At 64.2% G+C, this 24,537-nt stretch carries 20 protein-coding genes; 11 read left to right on the top strand and 9 right to left on the bottom strand.

Translation table 11 applies throughout. The features are described 5' to 3' along the window. Positions 1-6 precede the first annotated feature (6 nt). From AAFN55_RS12430 to AAFN55_RS12415, 4 genes are all read left to right on the top strand, one after another. Positions 7-1,527 carry an ABC transporter substrate-binding protein gene (locus AAFN55_RS12430; RefSeq protein WP_347799144.1) on the top strand — a complete coding sequence of 507 codons (1,521 nt, stop codon included), beginning with the start codon at positions 7-9 and terminating at the stop codon, positions 1,525-1,527. 105 nt (positions 1,528-1,632) lie between these two features. Further along, positions 1,633-2,577, top strand: a complete 945-nt coding sequence (locus AAFN55_RS12425) for an ABC transporter permease (protein ID WP_347799143.1) — start codon at positions 1,633-1,635, stop codon at positions 2,575-2,577. Further along, positions 2,574-4,523 (top strand): dipeptide/oligopeptide/nickel ABC transporter permease/ATP-binding protein, encoded by a 1,950-nt coding sequence (locus AAFN55_RS12420; RefSeq protein ID WP_347799142.1) that lies wholly within the window; start codon positions 2,574-2,576, stop codon positions 4,521-4,523. Before AAFN55_RS12425 ends, AAFN55_RS12420 begins: the two co-directional genes overlap by 4 nt. 3 nt (positions 4,524-4,526) lie before the next feature. After that, positions 4,527-5,522 carry an ABC transporter ATP-binding protein gene (locus AAFN55_RS12415; protein ID WP_347799141.1) on the top strand — a complete coding sequence of 332 codons (996 nt, stop codon included), beginning with the start codon at positions 4,527-4,529 and terminating at the stop codon, positions 5,520-5,522. Positions 5,523-5,637: 115 nt separating this feature from the next. Here the strand turns inward: AAFN55_RS12415 and AAFN55_RS12410 are convergent, their stop codons facing one another. From AAFN55_RS12410 to AAFN55_RS12380, 7 genes are all read right to left on the bottom strand, one after another. Continuing rightward, a complete protein-coding gene (locus AAFN55_RS12410) occupies positions 5,638-6,768 on the bottom strand; it encodes a M20/M25/M40 family metallo-hydrolase (protein ID WP_347799140.1) in 1,131 nt (376 codons plus the stop codon). Between the two features lie 28 nt (positions 6,769-6,796). Then, complete coding sequence (locus tag AAFN55_RS12405; protein ID WP_347799139.1) at positions 6,797-7,960, bottom strand: M20 aminoacylase family protein; 1,164 nt, start codon at positions 7,958-7,960, stop codon at positions 6,797-6,799. Between the two features lie 22 nt (positions 7,961-7,982). Further along, the gene (locus tag AAFN55_RS12400; protein ID WP_347799138.1) at positions 7,983-9,644 is read right to left on the bottom strand and encodes an ABC transporter ATP-binding protein; all 1,662 of its coding nucleotides are present in this window, start codon (positions 9,642-9,644) and stop codon (positions 7,983-7,985) included. Between the two features lies 1 nt (position 9,645). Next, the gene (locus tag AAFN55_RS12395) at positions 9,646-10,500 is read right to left on the bottom strand and encodes an ABC transporter permease (protein ID WP_347800253.1); all 855 of its coding nucleotides are present in this window, start codon (positions 10,498-10,500) and stop codon (positions 9,646-9,648) included. Positions 10,501-10,529: 29 nt separating this feature from the next. Continuing rightward, positions 10,530-11,471 carry an ABC transporter permease gene (locus tag AAFN55_RS12390; protein WP_347799137.1) on the bottom strand — a complete coding sequence of 314 codons (942 nt, stop codon included), beginning with the start codon at positions 11,469-11,471 and terminating at the stop codon, positions 10,530-10,532. A gap of 71 nt (positions 11,472-11,542) precedes the next feature. Continuing rightward, positions 11,543-13,171, bottom strand: coding sequence for an ABC transporter substrate-binding protein (locus AAFN55_RS12385; protein ID WP_347799136.1), 1,629 nt, complete (start codon positions 13,169-13,171; stop codon positions 11,543-11,545). A gap of 70 nt (positions 13,172-13,241) precedes the next feature. Beyond that, positions 13,242-14,768, bottom strand: coding sequence for a M81 family metallopeptidase (locus tag AAFN55_RS12380; protein ID WP_347799135.1), 1,527 nt, complete (start codon positions 14,766-14,768; stop codon positions 13,242-13,244). A 118-nt stretch (positions 14,769-14,886) separates the two neighbouring features. Between AAFN55_RS12380 and AAFN55_RS12375 the strand changes: the two genes are divergently transcribed. Beyond that, on the top strand, positions 14,887-15,699 hold the full coding sequence (locus tag AAFN55_RS12375) for an IclR family transcriptional regulator (protein WP_347799134.1): 813 nt from the start codon (positions 14,887-14,889) through the stop codon (positions 15,697-15,699). A 269-nt stretch (positions 15,700-15,968) separates the two neighbouring features. Here AAFN55_RS12375 and AAFN55_RS12370 read toward each other — a convergent pair whose 3' ends face one another. Next, the gene (locus AAFN55_RS12370) at positions 15,969-17,552 is read right to left on the bottom strand and encodes a gamma-glutamyltransferase family protein (RefSeq protein ID WP_347799133.1); all 1,584 of its coding nucleotides are present in this window, start codon (positions 17,550-17,552) and stop codon (positions 15,969-15,971) included. A gap of 125 nt (positions 17,553-17,677) precedes the next feature. After that, complete coding sequence (locus tag AAFN55_RS12365) at positions 17,678-18,319, bottom strand: TetR family transcriptional regulator (protein ID WP_347799132.1); 642 nt, start codon at positions 18,317-18,319, stop codon at positions 17,678-17,680. Between the two features lie 227 nt (positions 18,320-18,546). Here AAFN55_RS12365 and AAFN55_RS12360 point away from each other — a divergent pair, with 227 nt between their 5' ends. The 6 genes from AAFN55_RS12360 to AAFN55_RS12335 all read left to right on the top strand — a co-directional run bounded on the left by AAFN55_RS12360 (position 18,547) and on the right by AAFN55_RS12335 (position 24,514). Then, on the top strand, positions 18,547-20,058 hold the full coding sequence (locus AAFN55_RS12360; RefSeq protein WP_347799131.1) for an ABC transporter substrate-binding protein: 1,512 nt from the start codon (positions 18,547-18,549) through the stop codon (positions 20,056-20,058). A gap of 76 nt (positions 20,059-20,134) precedes the next feature. Continuing rightward, the gene (locus AAFN55_RS12355) at positions 20,135-21,139 is read left to right on the top strand and encodes an ABC transporter permease (protein ID WP_347799130.1); all 1,005 of its coding nucleotides are present in this window, start codon (positions 20,135-20,137) and stop codon (positions 21,137-21,139) included. A gap of 2 nt (positions 21,140-21,141) precedes the next feature. Continuing rightward, positions 21,142-21,999 carry an ABC transporter permease gene (locus AAFN55_RS12350; protein WP_347799129.1) on the top strand — a complete coding sequence of 286 codons (858 nt, stop codon included), beginning with the start codon at positions 21,142-21,144 and terminating at the stop codon, positions 21,997-21,999. Positions 22,000-22,010: 11 nt separating this feature from the next. Further along, positions 22,011-22,379, top strand: a complete 369-nt coding sequence (locus tag AAFN55_RS12345) for a RidA family protein (protein WP_347799128.1) — start codon at positions 22,011-22,013, stop codon at positions 22,377-22,379. Between the two features lie 3 nt (positions 22,380-22,382). Next, on the top strand, positions 22,383-22,742 hold the full coding sequence (locus AAFN55_RS12340) for a Rid family hydrolase (protein WP_347799127.1): 360 nt from the start codon (positions 22,383-22,385) through the stop codon (positions 22,740-22,742). Beyond that, entirely contained in the window at positions 22,739-24,514 is a 1,776-nt protein-coding gene (locus AAFN55_RS12335; RefSeq protein WP_347799126.1) for an ABC transporter ATP-binding protein, read from the top strand. The genes AAFN55_RS12340 and AAFN55_RS12335 overlap by 4 nt, the downstream gene beginning before the upstream one ends. Positions 24,515-24,537: the final 23 nt, after the last annotated feature.

Below are 24,537 nucleotides of genomic sequence, written 5' to 3'. Positions count from 1 at the left end.
CTAGAATTGATCACACCTTCATTCCACACCAGGCGCGGGGCTTTTCTTTCCGGGGCGCTCGCCTGCACCATGCTCGTATCGGTTGCAGGCATCTCCGCCGACGCATTCGCCGAACCGTCCGGCACACTGCGCTTCGGCATCGACTCGCCGCTCAACGACTGGGAAATCCTCAACAAGCCGGGCGAGGCCTATCTCGCGCTTCTATTCGAGGGATTGGTCGATGTCGCTGCCGATGGCGCAACCTTGCTGCCGAAGCTCGCCGAAAGCTGGGAGCAGACCGAGATGGCGCTGACCTTCAAGCTGCGCTCCGATGTCGTCTTCCATGACGGCACGCCGTTCAATGCCGAAGCCGCCCGCATCAACCTCGAGAGAACGCGCGGGTCCAAGAGCCAGTACGCCGCGATGTTCGAGCGCGTGTCGGGTATCAAGGCTCCGTCCGACCACGAACTCGTGCTTGAACTGAGTGGCCCGGCCCCCACGCTGCTTCATAACCTCGCATCACGCGGCGCCTGGTTCATGTCTCCTGCGACATTGGGAGATGAAAAGTTCAAGACCGAGCCCGCAGGCACCGGACCGTGGACGTTCAACACCGCCGAATCCCAGTTCGGCACCAAGATCGTCGTGGACGCCTTCGACGACTACTACGACCGCGACAATGTCGGCCCCGCGCGCGTGGAGATGCTGACGATCAACGACCCCAACACACTCTCCAACGCGCTGATCACCGGGCAGGTGGACGTGGCGCAACTGCCGGGCGACCTCGCAAAGGCCGTGGAATTCCAGCAGTTGGAAGTCGCCAGCGCGCCGTCCATGCTGATGCACGTGCTGATGCTCGACCGCAACGAAACTTTCGCCGACGAGAATGTCCGCAAGGCGATCTGCACCGCGATCGACGTTCAGCCCTGGATCGACGCTGCACTTGCTGGCTACGGCAAGGGCGCAACCCAGCGCCTGTCCGCCGGCATGCCGGGGCACAACCCGGGCCTGACGGGCTACACGCAGAACATCGAGGAAGCGAAATCCTACCTCGCCGCAGCAGGCGATCCGAAGATTTCGTTCACGCTGCCCACATACCCGCGTGGCCAGCAGTTCGCCCAGCTCATGAGGAGCCAGCTCGGCCAGATCGGCATCGAGGTGAACATCGAGCTCCTCTCGGCCGGCCAGTACTTCACTTACTACCAGAGCAACCGCTATCCCATGCAGATCAACACCAGCGCCGCGGAAAGCTACGGAGCCTACGACTATTACAAGTTCCGCTTCGGCCCTGGCGGCGTCGGCAATCCGTTCGGCGTCGCCGTTCCGGAACTCGACGCGCTGGTCGAGGAGACGCTGGCCATCTCCGATGCCGCCAAGCAGGAAAAAGGCTGGCAGAACGTCGTGAAATATATCGAGGACAAGGCGCTCGATTGCGGCTTCTTCGAGCAGAACACCGTCTGGGCCTACAATCCGAAGAAGGTCGAGAACTTCGTCCCGACCGTGATGAAGCCGACGGTCTTCCGCTATGCCGAGGTCAGGATCGTCGAGTAACCTCCCTATGAGGCCGGCCGAAATGCCGGCCTCATCCACATCAAACAACGCAAGCGCCGGCCGGCTCACCGCCTGCGTCGTCTGCGATCCCAGCGAGATAGCCGCTTGCGCAAGCTGATCGTCAACCGCCTGGCCGCTTCCTTCGGGGTGCTGTTCCTCGTCTCGACGCTCCTGTTTTTCATGGCGGAGCTGTCGCCCATCGACCCGGTGACCCTGTCGCTGGGCGATAGCGCCACGCCCGAGCAGGAGACCATGAAGCGTGCGGAACTCGGCCTCGACCGCCCCGCCCTTACCCGCTATGCCGCATGGCTGGGACAGGCGGCAGGGGGCGACCTCGGCCGCTCATACCTTCACGGACATGACGTGGCCAGCGAACTCGTGCGGCGGCTGCCGGTAACCTTGGCCCTGTGCCTCGGCGCGATGGCGATCGCCCTCGTTGTCGGCCTGACGGCCGGGATAGCCGGTGGGCTGCAACCCGGATCGATCGCCGACAGGGTCATCACACTGGTCGTTTCGCTGGGGCTGGCGCTCCCCGGCTTCTGGCTCGGGCTGCTTCTCGCCATGGCATTCGCGGTTCACCTGCGCTGGTTCCCCGTCATCGGCTACACGCCGTTGACGGTCGATCCGCTGGCGTGGATGCGCGGCCTCGTGCTGCCGTGCATCGGCCTTTCCATCCACGCCTTCTCCGTCATCGCGCGGCAGGTAAGAGGCGCCGTCATAGAGGCGTCGGCCTCGCCATACGTTCAGACGATGCGCGCCGCGGGGGCATCGTCGCGGACGATCGCCTTGCGCTTCGTCGTCAAGAACGCGCTTGTGCCGGTGTTGTCGGTAATCGGTCTGCAGATGGCCGTCATCGTTTCGGCTAGCGTCGTCATGGAGCATGTGTTCGCCCTTCCCGGCATAGGCTCGATGCTTCTCGAAGCGATCGTGACAAACGATATGCCATTGCTTCAAGGCGGCGTGCTGCTGGTCGCGTGTTTCGTGCTGGCCATCAATCTCGTCGTCGACGTCTTCCTCGGCGCACTGGACCCCAGAGCGAGACCCGCATGACCTCAAGTCAATCGGCTGCACCGCAAATGACCGATCGGGACGCCGCCCGGACATCGACCTGGTCGGACCAGCTCCTGAGAAGACCTGCGTCGCTGTTTTGTCTGGTGATGCTGGCACTGCTGACCGGGACGGCGATCTTCGCGCCGGTGGTGGCGCCATATCATCCCGAGGCGGTGGACACATTGCGTCGTCTTCAGGGGCCGAGCTTGGATCACTGGCTGGGCACCGACTCGCTTGGCCGCGACGTGCTCTCGCGCGTCATCTACGGGGCGCGCGTGTCCCTCGGCGCGGCTGTCGTCAGCGTCGCGCTCGCCGCGGTCGCGGGAACGTCCATCGGCTTGCTGACAGGTTATCTCGGCGGCTGGTGGGACAGCGTGGCGATGCGCGTGGTCGATGCCCTTCAATCGATCCCGGCGCTTGTGTTCGCCTTTGCAATCATCGCTCTGGTGGGCAAGGGAATCGTGCCGACCACGCTGGCCGTCGCGGTCATCTTCGCCATCGCCTATATCCGCATCGCGCGCGGCGTGATGCTGCGTGAACGCCAGAGACGCTATGTCGATGCGGCCACGGTGGCCGGTCTGCCCACGCCCCGCATCATCTTCGGCGAAATCCTGCCGAACATGATCGGTCCTCTGGTCGTGGAGACCGCGATCCTGCTCGGGTCGGCACAACTGATCATCGCCATGTTGAGCTTTCTTGGCCTCGGCGTCGATGCGGATGCGGCCGATTGGGGCTCGATGCTCAACGACGCGCGAATTTACCAGGGCGTGCATCCGTTCCTGTCGATACCGTCCGGGCTCGCGATCACTTTTTCCGTCCTGCTCTTCAATGTGCTGGGCGACGATTTGCGCGACATTCTGACGGGAACGCGTAGGCCGGTCTCAAGCAAGCGCGCGAGACCGGCTACCGCCGCGCAGCCTGTATCCGTTGCGACCGATGTCCCGTCGGCTGCGGAGAAAAACGATACGGCTGGAACAGCCAGCATCCTCGACGTGTCAGGGCTGACGATCGAATTTCCCATCGGCAATGACGGCGCCCGCGTACTCGACGGCGTGAGCTTTTCTCTTCGAGCCGGCGAAACCTTCGGGCTGGTCGGTGAATCGGGAAGCGGAAAGTCGCAAACTGCCTTGGCCATACTTGGCCTGACACCGAAGCCCGGCGTGGTCACCGGAGGCAGTGTACACTTTGGCGGCCGCGACCTCGCAGCAGCCGGCGAACACGAGTTGCAGCGCGTGCGCGGCGCGGAAATCGCCATGATCTTCCAGGACCCGATGGCGGCGTTTTCGCCCGTCCACACGATCGGCGACCAGATCATCGTACCCTTGCAGGCCCACAAGAAGCTGTCGCGCGCCGCCGCACGAGACCGTGCCGTCGAACTGCTCGATCGCGTGGGCGTACCCAATGCCAGACTGCGGCTGGACGACTATCCGCACCAGTTCTCGGGCGGCATGGCCCAGCGCGCGATGATCGCGATGGCGCTGACATGCGAGCCGAAAGTGCTGCTGGCGGACGAACCCACGACGGCCCTTGACGTCACAATCCAGGCGCAGGTGCTGGACCTCATGCACGAGCTTCAGCAGGAGATGGACATGGCGATCCTTCTCATCACCCACGATCTCGGCGTGGTAGCCGCGACCTGCGACCGCGTCGGCGTAATGTATTCGGGCCAGATCGTCGAGACCGGAAATGTCGCCGATGTCTTCGATGCGCCGCGTCACCCCTATACGCGCGCGCTGATGGAAGCGACGCCGCATTCTTCATCGGCGGCAGGGGGCCGGCTGCCCACGATCGACGGGCGGGTGCCGCCACCGTGGAACCTGCCGCAGGGTTGCCGCTTCCACCCGAGATGCCGCTTCGCCATCGAAGCTTGCACCATCTCTCCGGTGCCGCTGGTGGCAGGCAGCCGATGCCTGCGCGCGGGCGAACTGGCAATGGTAGAGGCCTGAGCGATGCCCACCCTGCTTGAAGTCCAGGACCTGACCATCGAGTATCCGGCCGGCGGCGGCGCGATATGGGGCGGCAAACGCTTTGTCGCGGTTCGCGACGCGTCCTTCTCCATCGAACAAGGCGAGACCTTCGGCCTCGTCGGCGAGTCCGGCTCGGGAAAGACAACCATAGGCCGCGCCATCGTGCGCCTGGAGAAGGCCGCAGCCGGACGCATCGATTTCGATGGGGTAAGCGTCACGGGATTTGGGCGCACGACGCCACTTTCCTATCGCCGCGACGTGCAGATCGTGTTTCAGGACCCGAGTTCGTCGCTCAACCCGCGCCACCGCGTTGGCCAAATACTGGATCAGGTCATCGCCGGTCATGAACCGGGTTCGGCGAAAGACCGCGTCCGGGTGCGCGACGAGCTACTGGAAAGGGTGCAGTTGGCCCCCTACCACGCCGCGCGCTTTCCCGCCGAGCTTTCCGGCGGCCAGAAGCAACGCGTCGCGATCGCCCATGCGCTGGCATCGAAGCCGCGCCTCGTCGTGTGCGACGAAGCCGTCAGTGCGCTCGATGTCTCCACACAGGGCCAGATCCTGAATCTCCTGCTTGAGCTTCAGGACAGTCTGGGCATCAGCTACCTGTTCATTTCGCACGATCTCAGCGTGGTCCGGCACATGAGCCGCCGCATCGCGGTGATGTATCTGGGCAGGATCGTCGAAGTCGGCGAGGCGGACGCGGTCTATGCGGATCCCCGGCATCCCTACACGAAGATGCTTCTGGCGTCGGTGCTTCCGCCCGACCCCCGCGAGCGCGAACGCAAGCGTCAGGAACGCCTGGAACTGCGGGCGCAGGCCAACGCTCCGACCGGCGCACTGTCGGGATCAGGTTGCCCCTTCCGCACGCGATGCCCCAGCGCGCACGCCAGATGTGGCGAACAGATGCCACCCATGGTGCAGGTCGATAGCCGGAGAACCGTCGCCTGTCATCTCTACGACCAGGCTCGCGCCCCATGAATCGGGTTCGAGACGTCAATCATCTACGCGATCCGGAAGGGTCTGGATGGACGGACGCACCCGAAGCATCAGACGGTCCAAAACACCCATGCCTCCAATCTGACGATCTGGTGCGTCAGGTGAGACGGACCAGCAGCCCCGCGACCAGCCGCGCCCGCTCGGCCAGGCTTTCCACCTCGATATGCTCGTTGAGCGTGTGCAGGCCTGCGCCGCGCACGCCGATGGAATCGAGTGTCGGGATGCCCAGCGCGCCGGTGAAATTGCCGTCCGAGCCGCCCCCGGCGCTGCCGTGGGTGAGGTCGAAGCCGATATCGGCGGCGACCTGCCTTCCGACCTCGTAGAGCGCCATCGTGCCCGCATCGGGCTCCCAGACCGGACGGGTAACGCCGCGCGTCACCTCGAAGGTCACGTCGTTCTGTTCCGTCGCCATGGCAAGCATCGCCTCGACGCCACGGTCGAGGTCTTCCTGCCGCTTGGCCATGGACAGCGCTTCCGCCTGGCACAGCGACGAGACGCAGTTGACCCACTGGCCCGCATGGATGACGCCGACGGAGAAGGTGCAGTCTTCGCTCGTCATCGCCTCGACCTCCAGCAGCTTCTGCGCCATCAGCGCGATGGCGGAGCGGCCCTCCTTGAGCGCCCAACCGGCGTGGCTGGGGCGGCCCTCGGTCTTGAGGTTGAAGCGGGCGATCGCATAACGCCCGGTCACGGCGCCGCCGTCGGGGCGCGCCGGCTCCGGCACCAGCACGTATTTGTTCTTGCGCGCCTCCATCTCGATCAGCGCGCGGGTGGAGGGCGTGCCGACCTCCTCGTCGGGCGTGAACAGCACCGTCACCGGCAGCGGCGTCTCGATGCCGGCCAGCGCCAGTTGGCGGATCGCCTCGACGCTGACGTAGTTGCCGCCCTTCATGTCCTGGATGCCCGGCCCGTAGCACTTGTCGCCTTCACGCCGGAACGGCAGCTTTTCCAGCGTACCGACCGGGTGCACCGTATCGAGATGGCCCGAGATCAGGATACCGGGCTTGCCGAAATCCTTGTGCGGAAACCGTGCCCGCACCGAGCCGCCGAAACCCATGCGGCCGGGAATGCGCTCGATCACGGCGCCGGCGGCCGCGAGATCGTAGCTGGCCAGATCCATCATCCGGTCGACGGCGGCCGCGTCGAAGGTCGGGCTTTCGCACTCGATCCACGGTTTGAGGCCGGCCACCATCGCGTCGGTGTCGAAGGGAAGGGCATTGAGATTCATCGGGCGTCTCTTGGCTTTCTGTTGTCGTTCAGGCGAGCGGCAGGCGCTTCTCGACGATCCGCGCCATGACGCTGGCGCCGACCGGCAGGATGGCGTCGTCGAAGATGAAGCCCGGATTGTGCACCGGCACGTCGCCGCCATGGCCGATGGTGCAATAGGCGCCCGGAACGGCCTTGAGCATGTCGGCGAAATCCTCGCTGCCCATCATCAGCTCGTTGGTGGTGGTGATGTTGTCCGTCCCCACGATGTCGGTGGCGGCATCCAGATAGGCCTCGCTGAGGTCGGTATCGTTCATCAGCACGGTGAAGATTGGCCGCAGGTCGGCCTCGACTTCGATGCCGAACAGCTTCGCATAGCCTTCGCACATCTCGTGGATGCGCCGGTGGATCAGCTCCTTCACCTCGTCGTCGAAATAGCGGATGGTGCCGCAGATGACGGCCTTGTCCGGCACGACATTATATGCGGAGCCGGAATGGATCTGCGTCACCGACAGCACCGCAGGGCTTGTCGCGGGCACGTTGCGGCTGACGATCGATTGCAGCGTCTGCACCAGCGACGTCACCGCCACGATCGGGTCCTTCGACTGGTGCGGCATCGCGCCGTGGCTGCCGACGCCCTTGACGTGGATATCGAAGAACGTGGCGCCCGCCATGGCCGGTCCCGGCTTGACGCCGACCTTGTTGGGCGCGGCCTCGGGGTTGTTATGCATCCCGTAGATCTCGTCGCAGGGGAAGCGCTCGAACAGCCCGTCGGCGATCATCGCACGCGCGCCGCCCAGCCCTTCCTCCGCGGGCTGGAAGATGAACACCGCCGTGCCCGCGAAGTCCCGCGTCTCGGCGAGATAACGCGCCGCGCCCAGAAGCATGGTCGTATGGCCGTCATGGCCGCAGCCGTGGAACTTGCCCGCCGTCTTCGAACGCCATGGCAGGTTGGTTTCCTCGTCCATCGGCAGCGCGTCCATGTCCGCGCGCAGGCCGACCGTGCGGCCGCCGCCGCGCTTGCCTTCGAGCACGCCGACGACACCGGTCTTGCCGATGCCGGTGTGCACCTCGATGCCCCAGGAGCGCAGCTTCTCGGCGACGATCCCGGCTGTCCGGGTCTCCTCGAAGCCGATCTCGGGATGCGCGTGCAGGTCGCGCCTGATGGCGGTCAGTTCGTCAGCGTAGTCTTCGATCCGCGGCAAGGTCGGCATTGCGTGCTCCTGTGTGGAAATGTCAGGCCGTTTCGAGTTCCCGGAAATTGGCGAAATCCCATTTCCGGCCGGGCGCCGCCTCGATCAGCGCGCGGGTATAGTCATGCGCAGGACGGGCCAGAACGTTCTGGGCCGTGTCGTGTTCGACGATGCGCCCGTGCTGCATCACCACCACCTCGTCGCATATCTGCGCGGCGACGCGCAGGTCGTGGGTGATGAAGAGGATGGCGATGCCCAGTCTTTCCTGCAATTCGTCCAGCAGCTTCAGCACCTGCGCCTGCACCGACACGTCCAGCGCCGAGACCGCCTCGTCCGCGACCAGTATGTCGGGCCGCATCGCAATGGCGCGGGCGATCGCGATGCGCTGCCGCTGGCCGCCGGAGAACTGGTGCGGATAGCGCTTCAGCGCGTCGCGCGGCAGTCCCACCAGTTCCATCAACTCGCTCGCATGGGCGAGCGCTTCCTTGCGCGATTGCCCGAAATTGAGCGGTCCTTCGATGAGGCTGTCGCCGATGGTCCAGCGCGGATTGAGCGAGCGGAACGGGTCCTGGAAGACGATCTGGATCCGCTTGCGATGCGGCTGGAGCGCGGAACGCCCGAGCCTGGCGATGTCGGCGCCGCCGACGCGGATTTCGCCGTCGGTGGGATTGATGAGCCGCATGACGCACCGCGCCACCGTCGACTTGCCGGAACCGCTCTCGCCGACGATGCCCAGCGTCTGGCCGGGCCTGATGGCGAAGTTCACGTCCTGCGCGGCCTTCGTGGCCGACCCTTTGCGGAAGAAGCCCCCCAGCTCGTAGGTCTTGTTCAGTCCCCTGACGTCGAGCACCGGCTGGTCGCCGCGCAGCGGCCTTGCCTCGCGCGGTATCAGGCTCGGCACGGCCTCGAGCAATTTGCGCGTGTAGTCTTTCTGCGGTGCGCGCAGCAGCGTCTCCACCGGCGCATGTTCGACGATCTCGCCCTGGCGCATCACATAGACCGTGTCGGCGATCTCGGCGACCACGCCCATGTCGTGGGTGATGAAAAGGACGGCGGTGCCGTGCCGCTCCTGCAGTTCCGCGATGAGCTTGAGCACCTGGTTCTGCGTCGTCACGTCAAGCGCCGTCGTCGGCTCGTCGGCGATCAGCAGCTTCGGCTCGAGGATCAGCGCCATGGCGATCATGATACGCTGCCGCTGGCCGCCGGAAAGCTGGTGCGGGTACGATCCGTAGATGCGCGCGACGTCGGGCAGGTGCACCTGTTGCATGATGTCGATGACGCGGCGCTTCTTTTCGCGCGAGGGCAGCCTGGTATGGCTGTCGAGCACCTCCTCGATCTGGTCGCCGACCCTCATCACCGGATTGAGCGCGGTCATCGGCTCCTGAAAGATCATCGAGATGCGCCGGGCGCGCAGTTCACGCATCTGCGACGCGTCGAGATCGAGCAGATTACCGCCGTCCAGCTCGATGCGACCGCCGGTGACTTCCAGAGCGTCCTTGGGCAGGAGGCCCACGATGGCGAGCGACGTGACTGACTTGCCGGACCCGCTTTCGCCGACCAGGCAAACGGTTTCGCCCTCCCGGATCGTCACGTCGATGGCGTCGAGAATGGCGAACGGTTCGTGCGTGCCGGCGGTCGCCACGGACAGCTTCTCGATCTTCAGCGCGACGGCGGATTCGGCGAATTGCCGATTGCGGAACAACATCTTACGCCTCCCGCTTCTTCAGCCGCGGGTCGAGCAGGTCGCGCGCGGTGTCGCCCAGAAGGTTGATCGACAGAATGCACAGCGACAAAAGCAGGCCCGGCCAGAAGATCAGTTCCGGCTTGATCTGGAAGAACACGCGCCCCTCCGCCATGATGTTGCCCCAGGTCGGAATTTCGGTCGAAACGCCCGCGCCCAGGAAGGACAGGATCGCCTCCGTCAGGATCGCCGAGGCGCAGATATAGGTGCCCTGCACGATCAGCGGTGCGAGCGTGTTCGGCATCAGGTGCTTCCACAAAATCTTGGGCATCGACGAGCCGAGCGCGATCGCGGCTTCGACATAGGGCTCCTCGCGCGCCGACAGCACCACCGAGCGGACCAGGCGGACGACGCGGGGGATTTCGGGAATGGTGATCGCGAAGATCACCGACCAGATGCTCGGCCCGTTGAGCGCGACGAGCGCAATGGCGAGCAGGATCGACGGGATCGCCATCAGCGCGTCCATGATGCGCATGATGATCGCGTCGGCCATTCGGAAGAAGCCGGAAACGAGACCGATCGCAAGGCCGATGGCGACCGAGACGATCGCCGCGCCGATGCCGATCAGGAGCGAGACCTGGCCGCCGATCATGACGCGGGAAAAGAGATCGCGTCCGTAAGGATCGGTGCCGAGCCAGTAGGTTTCGCTCGGTCCTTTCAGGCGCTGGAGCGCGTCCATGCGCATCGGATTGTGCGGCACATACAGATAGGCCGTGGCGGTGGCGATGACGATCAGCACCAGTACGATCGCGGCGATGATCGGCCCGAAGCCCAGCCGCCAGCGGCGCGGCAACCGGATCGCGCCGAGCACGACCTGCATGGCTGAGGTCGGTTGAGGATGAGCGGCCATCAGTAGCGGATCCTCGGGTCGAAGAAGGTGTAGGACAGGTCGATCAGGAGATTGATGAAGACGTAGATCGCGCTGGTCAGCAGGATCATCGCCTGGATCACCGGATAGTCGCGGGCGAGGATCGCATCGACGGTCAGCCGCCCGATGCCGGGAATGTTGAAGACGCTTTCGGTCACCACCACGCCCGAGATCAGCAGCGCGAAACCGGTGCCGATGATGGTCATGATCGGCACGGCCGCGTTACGCAGCGCATGGCGAAACAGCACGATGTGCTCCTTGACGCCCTTGGCGCGGGCCGTGCGCACATAGTCCTCGCCCAGCACCTCGAGCAGGCTCGCGCGCGTCATGCGGGCGATCAGCGCGACATAGATCGTCGCCAGCGTCAGGCAGGGCAGGATCGCGCGGGTGAAGAAGGCCTGAAGGTCGCTGGACGGCGCGGTGTAGCCCTGCACCGGCAGCCAGCGCAGGTCGATCGCGAAAATCTTGATGAAGATGTAACCGATGACGAAGACCGGGATCGAGAAGCCGAGCACCGAGAAACTCATGACTGCGTAGTCGACCCATGTCCGGTGTCGCCAGGCGGCGAGCACGCCGAGCGGCACGGCGATCAGCACCGACAGGATGATGGTCAGCGTGCCTATCTGCAATGTCGGCCAGATGCGCTGGCCGATCAGGCGCGTGACCGGCTGGTTCGAGATGATCGATGTGCCCAGGTCGCCCTGCGCGAGCTGCCCGATCCAGGTCACGAACTGGAGGTGCAGAGGGTCCGCGAGACCGAGCGATTCACGGATGCGCTCGATCTGGGCCGGCGTGGCGGAATCGCCGGCGAGGATCGCGGCGGGGTCGCCCGGCGTCAGCCGCAGAAGCAGGAAGACGAAGACCGCGACGATCGCCATCACCGGGATGACGGCGAGGATGCGCCGGATGATGTAGCCCAGCATTGGCTCGATTGTCCCTTGAAAGTCAGGCAGGCCCCCCGGAGCGGAACCCCGGGGGCGGTGCAGTCGACGGACTATTCGCTCTTGTCGATCTGCCAGAACACCGGCACCGGCGCGGGGATCATGTCCACGATGTTGCTGCGCCGGCCCTGGACTTCCTGATACTGGCCAAGCGGCACGTAGGTCACGAAGTCCATGGCATGAGCCTGGATCCGCTCGCTCACTTCGGCCTGGGCCTCGGGCGTGTCGGCAGCCATATATTCGTCACGCAGGGTTTCCATCGCCTCGTCCTCCGGCCAGCCGAACCAGGCATCGTCGCCGCGTCCGTTCACCATCGCGTTGACGAGCGGCGTGTTGATCTCCGGAATCGCCCAGTTGGTGAAGAACATGTTCCAGCCGCCCTCCGAGGGAGCCGACTGGCTCGCACGGCGCGTCACAAGCGTCTGCCAATCCATCGGCTGCAGATCGACCGTGAATCCAGCTTCGCGAAGCTGCTGGGCCGCGACGACCGGCTGCGCGGTGAGCGAAGTCACGTCGGTGGGCTGCATCACGACGACGGGCGTGCCGTCATAGCCGGCTTCTTCCAGAAGCGCGCGTGCGGCTTCTGCGTTGCCGCCGCTCTTGAGCGTGTCGCTGCCGGTCTCGGAGCCGAGCGGCGTGCCGCAGCCGAAGATCGCGCCGCAAAGCGAGTAGTAGTCCGGATTGCCGACCAGCGTCGCCAGCACGTTTTCCTGGCCCATGGCCATCAATGCGGCCTGGCGGATCTGCTGGTTGTCGAAGGGCGGATGCTTGAAGTTCATTCGGCCCATGGTCTGGAAGCCCAGCGGATCGCGAATTTCGACCACCACGTCGGGAGCGGCGGCCTCCAGGATCGGCAGAAGATCGATCTGAACCTGCTCGAGATAGTCGATCTCGCCCGAAACGAGCGCGTTCATCGCGGTCTGCGCATCGGGCATCGTCACCCAGCGCACCGTCTCGACATTGACGACCTTGCCGCCCGACAGCCAGTTGGCGGGTTCGTCGCGCGGGACGTAGTCTTCGAACTTGGAATAGGTGACCGAGACACCCGGCTGGAACTCCTCTTCGACGAAGGAGAAGGGGCCGGAGCCGACATATTCGGTGATCGCCTCGTCCGGCGAGGTCTTGGCGATACGCTCGGGCATGATGAAGGCGGGCACCGCTGCGGGCTTGCCGACCGTCTCGAGAAGCGGTGCGAACGGCTCGCTCAACGTCCAGGTGACGGTCTTGTCATCTGTGGCTTCGAGGCTTGCGGTCACATCGAAGATCATCTGCCCGCCCGAGTCACGCTTGCCCCAGCGTTCCAGGGAGGCGACGACGTCGGCCGCCGTGACCGGTGCGCCGTCATGAAAGAGGAGCCCGTCCCGCAGCGTGAACGTATAGATCAGGCCATCGTCGGAGGCCTCGAAATCGGCCATCTGCGGGTGGACCGCGAAATTCTCGTCCACGGCGATCAGGACGTCGTAGATCATGTAACCGTGGTTGCGGGTGATATGCGCCGTGGTGATGATCGGGTCGAGCACGCGCAGGCCCGAATGCATAACGGCGGTGATCGTCTCGCCGTCCTGTGCAAGTGCCGCGCCCGTCGGAACCAGCGCGGTCGAAGCCGCCAGCACCGCGGCGGCCAGAATGGAGCGCCCCTTCGTCAGGGCGGATTGCGAAAAGTCGCGTGACATGAAGCTCATCGTTACCCTCTTTTGTTTGGTTTGCCGGTTGTTCGGCCGGTCTTGTCGCCGACTTTTTTTGTCCGCCGCATCAGCCTGCGCGGCGATTGATTTCCTTCGGCTGGAAGGCCGGTCCTCGCGGGGACATGCGCGTCCCCGCTCGCAACCGGGTGAATGGAAGATCGGCAGGATCGAGCGCCATCGGTCCCGGCGCCGTCGCAACCAGTATCGTCTCGGCGATCGGCTCGAAATCGGCCCGGAAATGCACCGAGCTCTTGTTGACCAGTACGGCCTTGCGCTCGGGATCGATGCCGACGAAGCGATACATCTCCCGGTCCGCCATCTGCGCCTTGTAGGTCGAGACGACGATATGAACGCCGCCGATCGAGAGGCAGGCGGAGGGACCGAGATTCATGGCCGCACCACCGTAATAGGGGCCGGTCGCGTCAAACCTGCCATCCGACAGTCGTTCCACGCGGTAGTGCGCACGAAGCGGCGCATCGCCGGGAATGCCGGACTTGCCGCCCAGGTCGACCTCGATCTCCGCGCCCTCGCCGGCATCGTGCGCGGCGCGCGCCACGTCGGGGTCGACGATGATGCCGATCGCGGCATTCTCGGCGGCGCCGTCGAGGAGCGCCCTCAGCATTCCCGTGGTGTTGGAATCGCCGCCCGCGCCGGGGTTGTCCTGCGTGTCGGCGATTACCACCGGTCGTGACGCGGTTGCCGCGATCCGCCTTGCTTCCGCGACCGCCTCGGCCGGCGCATAGGCACGGCCCGCGAACAGTCCTTCGCGCTCCAGGAAGGCGCGCTCCAGCCGGCCAGCCGCGGCATCGGCGTCCTGCTGCGTCTCGCCATAGGCAAGCACGCTCGGCAGGCAGTCCTCGAAATCCGCTGCGGGAAAGCCGGTCAGGATCGACGTGCTCGACACCGCGCCGGTCTCGGCTGCGCGCACGTCTTCATAGAGTGAGCCGGCAGGCTCGATCATCGTGCACTGCCATGGGATCGGGATCAGGAAAGGCAGTTGCCTGAAAGCCTTGGCGAAGGGGCGTCCGCGCGCCATCAGCCGGTCGAGCTGCACGGCGGCCCGAACGCCTGTCTCGGCCATGTCGATATGCGGATAGGTGCGGAAGGCGACGAGCACGTCGGCCATCTCGACCATGCGGGCGGTGACGTTGCCGTGCAGGTCGAGGCTTGCGGCGATCGGTACGGACGGGCCGACGATCGCCCGCAGCCGCTGCAGAAGCTCTCCTTCGCCGTCGTCCAGATGCTCGGCCACCATCGCGCCGTGCAGGTCGAGCAACAAACCGTCGATCGGCCCCGCCTCGCGCAGCCTGTCCGCAATCTCGCCAGCGATCCGCTCATAGGCCGAGCGTTCCACATGCGCCGACGGGATGGCCCCGGTCCACAGCAGCGGAACGAGATCCCAGCCAGCCTCCCGCGAATGATCGACGAAGCCGCTGATGCCCAGATTGACGCCGCCGCAGCGGGCGAGGATTTCCTCGCCGCGGCTGATCGGCAGGTAGCCGCCGCCCTGTTCGAAATTCTCGTAGAGAGCCTTTGTCGGCGCAAACGTGTTCGTCTCGTGCAGGAAACCTGCAATGGCAACACGCTTCGTCATTCAGAGGGGTACCACTTTGTCGACTCGGTTTGATGGTGCTTGTATCGCTTAGCGATACGTTTATATCGTCTTACGGTAGAGGCGGTATGACGCGTCGTCAACCGTCAAAGGGGGATCCATGCTGCGCAGCATCACCAGCGGGGAAGACGGTGCCCGCGAGCCAAGCGAGGAGGAGCAGGAAGACCCGCTGTTTCTCCAGTCGGCAGCGCGGGCGCTCCAGGTTATGTCGGCGTTTCATCGCAGCCAGAGCCCACTCAGCCTGAGCGCGATCGCGCAGATGAGCGGCGTCGGCCGCAGCGCCGCCCAGCGCGTCGTTCATACGCTCCAGACGCTCGGCTATATCCAGCGCGACGAGGCCGATCGCGGTTACGTTCCCGGGATCCGTATGCTGGATCACGCCTACGACTATCTTCGCCTGAACCCGCTGGTGGAAAGGGCGACGCCGGTTCTTCTCGACCTGCGCCGCAACGCGCGCGAGCGCATCGATCTCAGCCTGCACGACGACCTGCGCATGGTCTATGCGGCGCGGATGCAGAGCAAGCGCGAGACCTTCTTCGCGACATTGGTGGGGCACAGCGTGCCCACCTTCTGCACCTCCGGCGGCCGTGCGGTGATGGCGCATCTGGGCGATGCCGAGGTCGACGACATCATCGCGCGCTCCGACCGGCGACCCTTCACCGACAAGACGATCACCGACCCGCGCGAGGTCCGCGAAAAGGTCCGCGAAGCCCGCATCGACGGCTATGCGCTTACCGTCGAGGAGGTGCTGGTGGGCGAGGTGGCGCTGGGTGTCGCCATACGTGGTGCCGGCGGCCGCCCGCTCGGCGCGATCCATATAGCCGGCTCCTTGAGCGAATGGACGCCCAGCGCCTTCGCCTCGCGCTTCGCGCCTCTCGCCGCCGAAGCCGCCTATGCGATCAACCGGGTGTGACAGACAGCATCGGTTCAACCCGGCCTGCTAGATCGGGGGCGCCGGAGCCGGCAGATAGACGATAGAGGTTGAATTCATACCTTTGTTGTGGATCGCCCTGCGCGCGAATTGCGCGACTCGGCCGGCGATGTCAGCATGATCGTGCTGACGAGGGGGTCAGCGGGGCTTGAGGCTCGGCTTGCCAAAGTGGCAACCTCCCATGGTCGAGCCTCGCCCTTGGGTCTGAAAGCGGCAACCCTGAGAAGGGAAGCGACCGGCATCAATCCGTTTTAGCGCAACGCCAATGCACAGCCATCGCCGCGCGGATCATGCGCGCCGGAAACTCCGTCATCATCCATGCGGATGACACCGGCCTGACCGCACAGCGGGCTGAGCGGCTCAAGCAGGACGGTTTCGTGGCCCATTGCCGCCAATGTGTCGGCGACACCCGGGCCGACGTTCCGCTCCAGTTTCAAATTGTCGCGGCTGTCGGAAAAGGTTCTTCCCAGAAGAAAGCGAGGCGCGGCAAGGGCCGCCTGGGGCGGCATTGCGTGATCGATCAAACGAACGAGCAATGTGGCGAGCGTCTGGGGCTGCCCATCGGCTCCTTGCGTGCCGTACAGCAGATGCGGGCGTCCGTCCTTCAAAGCAATTCCAGGATTCAGCGTATAAAATGGGCGTGCACCGGGTCGCAAGCCGTTGACGGGTTCACCCGCAGGCGCAAATGCGGCCCCGCGATTTTGCCACAGGATGCCGGTGTCGCCGGCGACCACGCCGCTGCCCCAGTCGAAATAGATGCTTTGCAATACGCTGACCGCGCGCCCGTCGCCATCGCAGGCGGCGAAGAACACGGTATCGCCGGTGGCGAACTCGTCCGCCCACGGCCGCGCCACCTGTCGATCGACTGCCGTCGCCTTCTGCGCAATGGAGGCGGCGGACAGGACCGACAGGTCGAACGCATCATGATCAGGGTCGCCGATCCTGTCGCGCTCCAGGAACGCCTGTTTGATGGCCTCGACAATGAGATGATAAAAATCGGATGTCCCCTCGCCCACGTCGGCTATCCCGAGCTTTTCGAGTGTGGCCATGATCGAAAGCGTGGTGATCCCCTGCGTAGGGGCGGTGGGTGCCAGAAGGGTCAACCCGCGATACTTCACGCTTTCGAGCTTGGCAGTGCGCGTATGCGTACGAACGAGGTCGGCGGCGCTCAAGGGTGCGCCCGCCTCGGCCAGGCCCTTCGCAATCCGATGGGCAAGATCGCCCTCGTAAAAGCTGCGGGCACCCTCTTCGGCGACGTGCGACAGCGTCCGGGCGAGATGCGGTTGCCGGAACAGGGAACCGGCCGGGCTCGCCTCGCCGAAGAGTGACGCAAAACCGGGCCATGCCGGCCAGTCCTCTTTTCGGTAATCGAGCCAGAAATCCTGAGACCTGCTGACGGGAAAACCGCGCTGCGCAAGTTCGATAGCCGGTTCGAGAAGCCGCGACCACGACATCAGCCCTCCCCACCGGCTCTGCGAGAACGCATGCGCCCTGCCCCAGCTATCGACGACGCAGGCCGTCGTCAGTGCCGAAGCGGGGCCGCGCACGGGGACCTCACCTCGAATGTCGGCGCATGCTTCGCCCGCTTGTCCGATGCCGAGAAAGCTCGTCGACCTGCCTTCGCCGTCGGCGACCACCCAGACCGCGTCTCCTCCCAGACCGCAAAAATGCGGATAGACGACGGCGAGCACGGCGCCCATGGCAATCGCAGCTTCGATGGCGTTGCCGCCTGAGGCGAGAACCTTTCTCCCTGCCTCACTCGCTGCCACATGCGGACTGGCGACCATGCCGTTTCCGCGCGCATGGACCGAGCCATGCGATTCATCATGAGACATCAAAATTCCCTCGATCAGGATTGGAGATCGGACCGAAAGTGGAAACCGGTTTTCGGGTTGTTCCGATGCTCAAACAAAGAGATCGATCGCCACTCGTGCGCCCGTCAGGATGCACGAGTGGCGATCTAGTGGCCGCGCAGATGCGCCAGAACGATATCGACCGCCTGCTCCCTGCGCCGCTCCAGAAAATCGGGGGAACGCGCGTCGAAGCCGAACGTGGCCATCAGCGTGTGCAGATTGGAGATGTGGATGAAGGACAGCGCCAGAATCGTCAGATAGATGTCGAGCGCATTTTGGCGGCGCTTGAACTCACCGGTTTCCAAGCCGCGATCGACCAGCAGTTCGATGTGTTCCAGCAGCGGGCGCGAGCTTGAATTGACGCTGGATATATCCCGAACGAAACGCCCCTCATTGAGGTTTTCGTTGATCATCATGCGCGGGAACTGCGGGTTGTTCCACATATATTCGAAGGTGAAGCGGGTCAGTTTCGCGATGCCTTCAGAAGGCGAAGCGTCCCAGAAGTGAAGCTCTTCCTCGCTGGCGCGCAACTGCGCATATACGCGCTCCAGACACGCCCGGTAGAGTCCGTCCTTGTTGTCGTAATAGTGGTAGATCATGCGCACGTTGCAGGACGCGGCAGCGACGATGCGCGCTATGTTGGCGCCCGCATATCCGTGATTGCAAAATTCAGCCAAAGCAGCCTGAAGAATTCGCTCCTTCGTGTCGGCCGACGAAACCCGACTTTCCTGTCCTGCCGCCTTCGACACGCCATCCTCCATCTTGTCCTTGGGCCGGCTGCGCCATCCTCGCTGCCGCGCCTGCCATTGATCGACGCATAGCACAAAAACTCAAGTAAGTAAGTATTTACTTATCATGTGGCCTGTGCAATCGTCCGCTCGCTTCCGGCTTCGGCCGAAGTGACGGGAACACCTGATCCGGCCGCGCGACAGACCTCTGAAGGGGCAGCGCGCCGTCTCGATATGGAGATAGTCTAATGGGCATTAAGCGACTTCTGACCGGTGCCTGCATCGCCACCATGCTGATGGGTATGGGCGCGCAGGCCGAGGAAATGACGCGCGAGCGAATCGCCGTCGGCATCACGGAGACGATCCAGGGTTACAACCCTTACGGCGACGCCGTGGTGCTGATCGGCAGCTTGTGGTGCAAGGTCTATGGCTGCATCACGCGTTTCGACTTCGAACAGGGCCGAATGGTTCCCTACCTCGCCGAGAGCGTGGAACCGGTCGGCGAGCGGGTATGGGAAATCAGGCTGCGGTCCGACTGGCAGCGCCATAACGGCGACCCGATCCTTGCCGAGGATGTCGTGCATTCGATCGAGCGCACGCGCAACGATCCCAATTCGATGCGCCAGTTCGTCGTCGCCTCGATCGAGAGCACCGAGATCGTCGACGATCGCACCGTGCGCATCACCACGAAAGAGCCCGATGCCACGCTGCCGGACAATCTCAGCCTGCTGCCCGTGACGTCGAAGAAGCTCTACGACGCATATGGTCAGGATGCCGACCGCAACCACGCCTATGGTGCCGGGCCTTATCGCCTCGTCGAAATCTCCATCGGCAACCATATGGTCCTGGAGCGTGTCGACGACCACCCGATGGTCTCGCCGACCAACCCTTACCAGATCATGTACCGCATCATGGCCGAGCCGGAGCAGCGTGTGACGGCTCTGTCCAACGGCGAAATCCAGATCGCGCAGGGCGTTCCGCCCCAACTCGTCGCCCGTGTCGACGAGTTGCCGAACGCGCATGCCACCTTCGCCAATTCGGTGGAGATGATGTTCCTGGCGATGAATCCGAGCACGCATCCGTGGGATGTCAAGGAAGCGCGGCAGGCCGTGGCCCATGCGATCAATCGCGAGGCGATCGTCGCCGCTCTTCTGGATGGTCGTGCGACCCTGCTTGACGGCCCCGTCGGCGAAGGCCAGTTCGGATACGACCCTGATTTCAGGACGCCCTACGATTTCGCGCCCGAGAAAAGCCGTGCGCTGCTCGAAGAAGCCGGGCTGTCCGGCGTCGAAATCGATTTCTATACACCTGTCGGCCGCTACACCACCGATCGGCAGATCGCAGAAGCGATGGTTCCCATGCTGGAGGATGCCGGGTTCAAGGTGAACCTTCGCACGCCGGAATGGGCGACCTTGTGGGCCAACGTGCAGGCCGGAGGCGTACCCTTCTACTATATGGGCCGCGGTCAGATGCTCGATCCATCAAGGGCGCTGCGCCAGTACTTCGAAACTGACGGCTCGCCGCGCCTGGACTACTCCAACTCCGAAGTCGATCGCCTGCTTCAGGCGGAACGGCGCACCTTCGACGTCGATCAACGCGTCGCGACCGTGCGCAAAGCGATGGAACTGATCACCGAGGACGCGCCGGCACATTTCCTGTGGCTGCATCAAATGGCCTGGGGCGTCGCGGATGGCGTCGACTTCACGCCCCGCCCCGCCGACCGCGTCGATGGATGGGAAATCCACATCCGGCAGGACTGACGGCCAGCCGTCGCCCGTTTCTCCCGGCCTTGACCGATCGGGAGAAACCCACCCAGGAATTCGATAGGACGCAGCAATGGCCAGCTATCTCGTCAGGCGCCTGATCGGGGTCATCCCCGTTCTGTTGATGGTGTCGCTTATGGTCTTTGCGCTGACGCAGCTCGCGCCGGGCGATCCGGTCAGCATGCTCGTCAGCGACGAAACGTCTGCGGAAGACCGCCAGCGGATCGTCGAAGCCTGGGGCCTCGACCGGCCGGCCCCGGTCCAGTATCTGAGCTTCCTGCAAAACGCCGTCACCGGCGATTTCGGTTCCTCCTTCCGCTACCGCGAGCCGGTCCTCGATCTGGTTCTGGCGCGGCTGCCCGCCAGCATCGAACTGGCGATCTACGCCACGCTTCTCGCCGTTCTCATCGGCATTCCGCTCGGTGTCCTGTCGGCAGCGCGTCCGAACTCCCTTCTCGACAATGCCGGCTCGCTCGTCGGCTTCTTCGGCGTGTCGATGCCCAATTTCTGGCTCGGCATCCTGCTCATTCTCGTCTTCGCCGGCACGTTCAACGTGCTGCCGTCCGGCGGACGTGAACCGTGGGGCATGGACCTGCCCTCCATAACCGGCTTCCTGACCATAGACGCGCTCATCCAGGGACGGTTCGATGCGTTCTGGACGGCGCTGCGTCATCTCGCCCTGCCGGCCATCGTTCTGGGCACGTCGATGACCGGCATCATCATGCAGCTCACCCGCGCCACCGTGGCCGAGAGCCTGCGCGAAGACTATGTCATGACGGCGCGCGCCAAGGGGCTTTCCGAGCGCGTCGTCCTGTGGCGCCACGCCTTCCGCAACGCGCTCGTTGCCGTGGTCACCATTATCGGTCTCGAATTCGGCGCGCTGATCTCGGGCGCGATCATCGTGGAGACGGTATTTTCCTGGCCGGGCATCGGAATGCTGCTCATCCAGAGCATCACCTATCGCGACTATCCGCTGATCGTCGGGCTGGTCCTCGTCTACACGACACTGTTCGTGCTGGTGAACGTCCTCATCGACATTCTCTACACGACCATCGATCCGCGCATCCGGATGAAGTGACCATGACCGCTGCCACCCTCTCCTTCCATCACCGCTATAGCTATCTCATGGCACCCAAGGTGCTGTTCGGCATCACCGTCATCGCGCTTCTTGTCGTTGCAGCGATATTTGCCCCGCTCATCGCGCCCTACGATCCCACGCGGCAGGATTTGATGCGCGCAATGACCGCGCCGCAATGGGGCGGGCCGCACTGGCTCGGGACCGATCACGTCGGCCGCGATCTTCTCAGCCGCATCATCTACGGCTCGCGCATCTCACTCGTCATCGGCCTTGCCGTGGTGATCGTCTCGGGCGCGGTCGGCGTCTTTCTTGGCGTCGTCTCGGGTTATTTCGGCGGACGGACGGACTCACTCATCCAGAAGGGGCTCGAGGTCTTCTGGGCGTTCCCGCCGCTGCTTCTGGCCATCGCCATCGTCGCCTTTCTCGGCCAGGGCCTCGGCATCATCGTCATCGCGCTCGCATCGCAACGCTGGATTCCCTATTGCCGCCTGGCGCGCGCCGAAACCATGGCGCTGCGCGAGCGCGAATTCGTCGTCGCCGCGCGCTCGCTCGGCGCATCCCCGGCGCGCATTCTCTCGCGCCACATCCTGCCGAACATCGTGCCATCCATGGTCGTCGTCGCGACCTTCGCCATGGCGACCGCCATCATCTCCGAAGCCGCGTTGAGCTTCCTCGGTCTCGGCGTGCCGCCCACCATCCCCACTTGGGGTTCGATGCTGGCCGATTCCCGCGCCTACATCAGCACATCGTGGTGGATGGCGCTTTTTCCCGGCCTTGCGATCTTCCTGACCGTCCTGTCGATCAACCTCGTCGGCGACGCGCTCAGAAGCCATTTCGATCCAAAACTCAAGAACATCTAGGAGCCGAATTCATGATCGAACGCAGACATATCGACACGCTCGACGGCGCACGGCGCGCTCAGATCGCAGCACAGGGCAACTGGATCTTCTTTTCCGGCATCCATCCCGAAACACTCGATGGCGACATCAAGGAACAGACGCGCTCGGCCCTGCGCCGCCTCGACACGCTTCTTGCCGAGATGGGCGAGGACCAGGGCTCGATCTTCGTCGTCCATGTCTGGTTGAAGGACATGCGGTATTTCAGCGCCATGAACGCGGCCTGGAACGAATGGGCCGACGCCGAGAACCCACCCGCGCGCACCTGCATTTCCGGCGACCTCTATCGCGAGGACCTGCTCGTCGAACTCGTCGTCACCGCCTGCCGCACCAAGGGAGAGTGAGGCATGGAGATCGTCAAGCTTGGACGGGTAACGCGGCCCGGGGGGCCCAACATCGCCTTGGGCGCGGGAACGGATGAACTCGTCTCGGTCTGCCTGACGGCACCGGACAAATCCGGCACGCTCGCAGAACAGACCGTCGAGATTCTCGACATCATTGAAAAGCATTTCAAAACGGTCGGCACCTCGCGGGCAAAGCTGCTCATGGTCCAGATCTGGCTGGCCGAGATGTCGCAATTCGCCGAGTTCCGCGAGGCGTGGAACACCTGGATCGAGGGCCATGAACCGCCAGCCCTTTCCGTCGTGACCGGCACCACGGCCCGGCGCGACTGCCTCGTCGAAATCAGGGCCTACGCAGCGCCATGAACGAAACCTCCCCGAACCTGCTCGTCAGCCTGCGCGATCTCCAGGTCACGTTCGGCCGCATATCCGAACCTGCCGTGAAGTCGTTCGATCTCGACATCGCACGTGGCGAGGTCGTCGCATTGGTCGGCGAATCGGGTTCGGGGAAATCCGTCACGGCGAAATCGTTGATGCGGCTGATCGAGTTTTCCGGCGCCACGATTGCGAAGGGAGAAGCGTGGCTTCATGACGACAAGGGCGGGCGCACCGATCTCTTCCGCCTCCGCCAGAACGAGATGCAGACGATCCGTGGATCGCGCATCTCGATGATCTTCCAGGACCCGATGACGTCGCTCAACCCGGTCCTGACGATCGGTTTCCAGCTCCGCGAAGCCGTCCTGCGACACAGGAAGATGCCGACCGTTGAAGCTGACAGGATCTGCCTCGAGGCGCTGAAACAAGTTCGCATGTCGGCACCAGAGCAAAGGCTGAAGCAATATCCGCACGAGTTGTCCGGCGGCATGCGCCAGCGGGTGATGATCGCCATGGCGCTGGCATTGAAGCCCGATCTTCTGATCGCCGACGAACCGACGACGGCGCTCGACGTCACCGTCCAGGCTGAAATTCTCGATCTGCTCAAGACCATCCAGCGCGAAACCGGCATGTCCATCCTGTTCATCACGCACGACATGGGCGTAGTGGCGGAGATAGCCGACCGGGTTGTGGTCATGTTGAAGGGAGAGCGGGTCGAGACGGGGGAGGTGAGATCCGTCTTCGAGGCACCCTCCCACGACTACACGCGCACGCTTCTCGCCGCCGCGCCCAAGCTGGGCGCCAATCCCGACGCCATGCCGCCCTTCCAGCCGACCGCGGACGCGACCCCCGTCCTCGAGGTCGACGGGCTCGTGGTGCGCTACCCTGTCCACAAGGGGCTGCTCAAGCGCATCGTCGCCAACGTCCACGCCGTTGAGAATGTCTCCTTCAAGGTCCATCGCGGCGAAACGCTCGCCATCGTTGGCGAAAGCGGCTGCGGCAAGTCCACGACCGCCAAGGCTCTCATGAACCTCATCGAGCCAACCTCCGGCACGATCCACCTGCTGGGGAAGAACATCGCATCCCTGTCGCCATTGCAGATGATGTCGGCCCGGGCCGACATACAGATGATCTTCCAGGACCCTTATGCGTCGCTCAACCCACGTTTGACCGTCGAGCAGATCATCGCCGAACCCCTCGACATCCACAGGCGCGGAGACACGGCCTCGCGCCGAAAGGAAGTCGCTGCCCTTATCGAGCGTGTCGGGCTGCCTGCCGCCGCTGCAAAGCGCTATCCTCATAATTTCTCCGGGGGCCAGCGCCAGCGCATCTGTATCGCACGCGCGCTTGCCTTGCGGCCGAGCGTCATCATCGCGGACGAGCCCGTCTCCGCGCTGGACGTCTCGATCCAGGCGCAAATCCTCGGGTTGATCGAGGAAATCCAGAACGAGTTCGACGTCGGGATACTCTTCATCTCACACGACATGGCGGTGGTGGAGAAGGTCAGCGACCGGATTGCGGTCATGCATCTGGGCGAGATCGTCGAGATCGGCCCGCGCGACGCCGTGCTGCGCAATCCGCGTCACGCCTATACCAAACGGCTTCTGGATGCTGTGCCCGTCGCCCACCCTGCCCTGCGGAAGATACGCCAACTGGAAGCCCGCACCATCATGAGCCCGACACGACCCGTCGGCGCCGAGGTGTCGGCCACGCAACTCAGCCCGATCGGCGATGACCATTTCGTTCGCATCGAAGCGGCCTGAATCGCTCTTGTTAAATCCATGCC

This window comes from Mesorhizobium sp. CAU 1732, from assembly GCF_039888675.1.
GTDB lineage: Bacteria > Pseudomonadota > Alphaproteobacteria > Rhizobiales > Rhizobiaceae > Aerobium.
The sequence above is the reverse complement of the archived record's forward strand: the minus strand, read 5'-3'. Positions and strand labels throughout refer to the sequence as shown.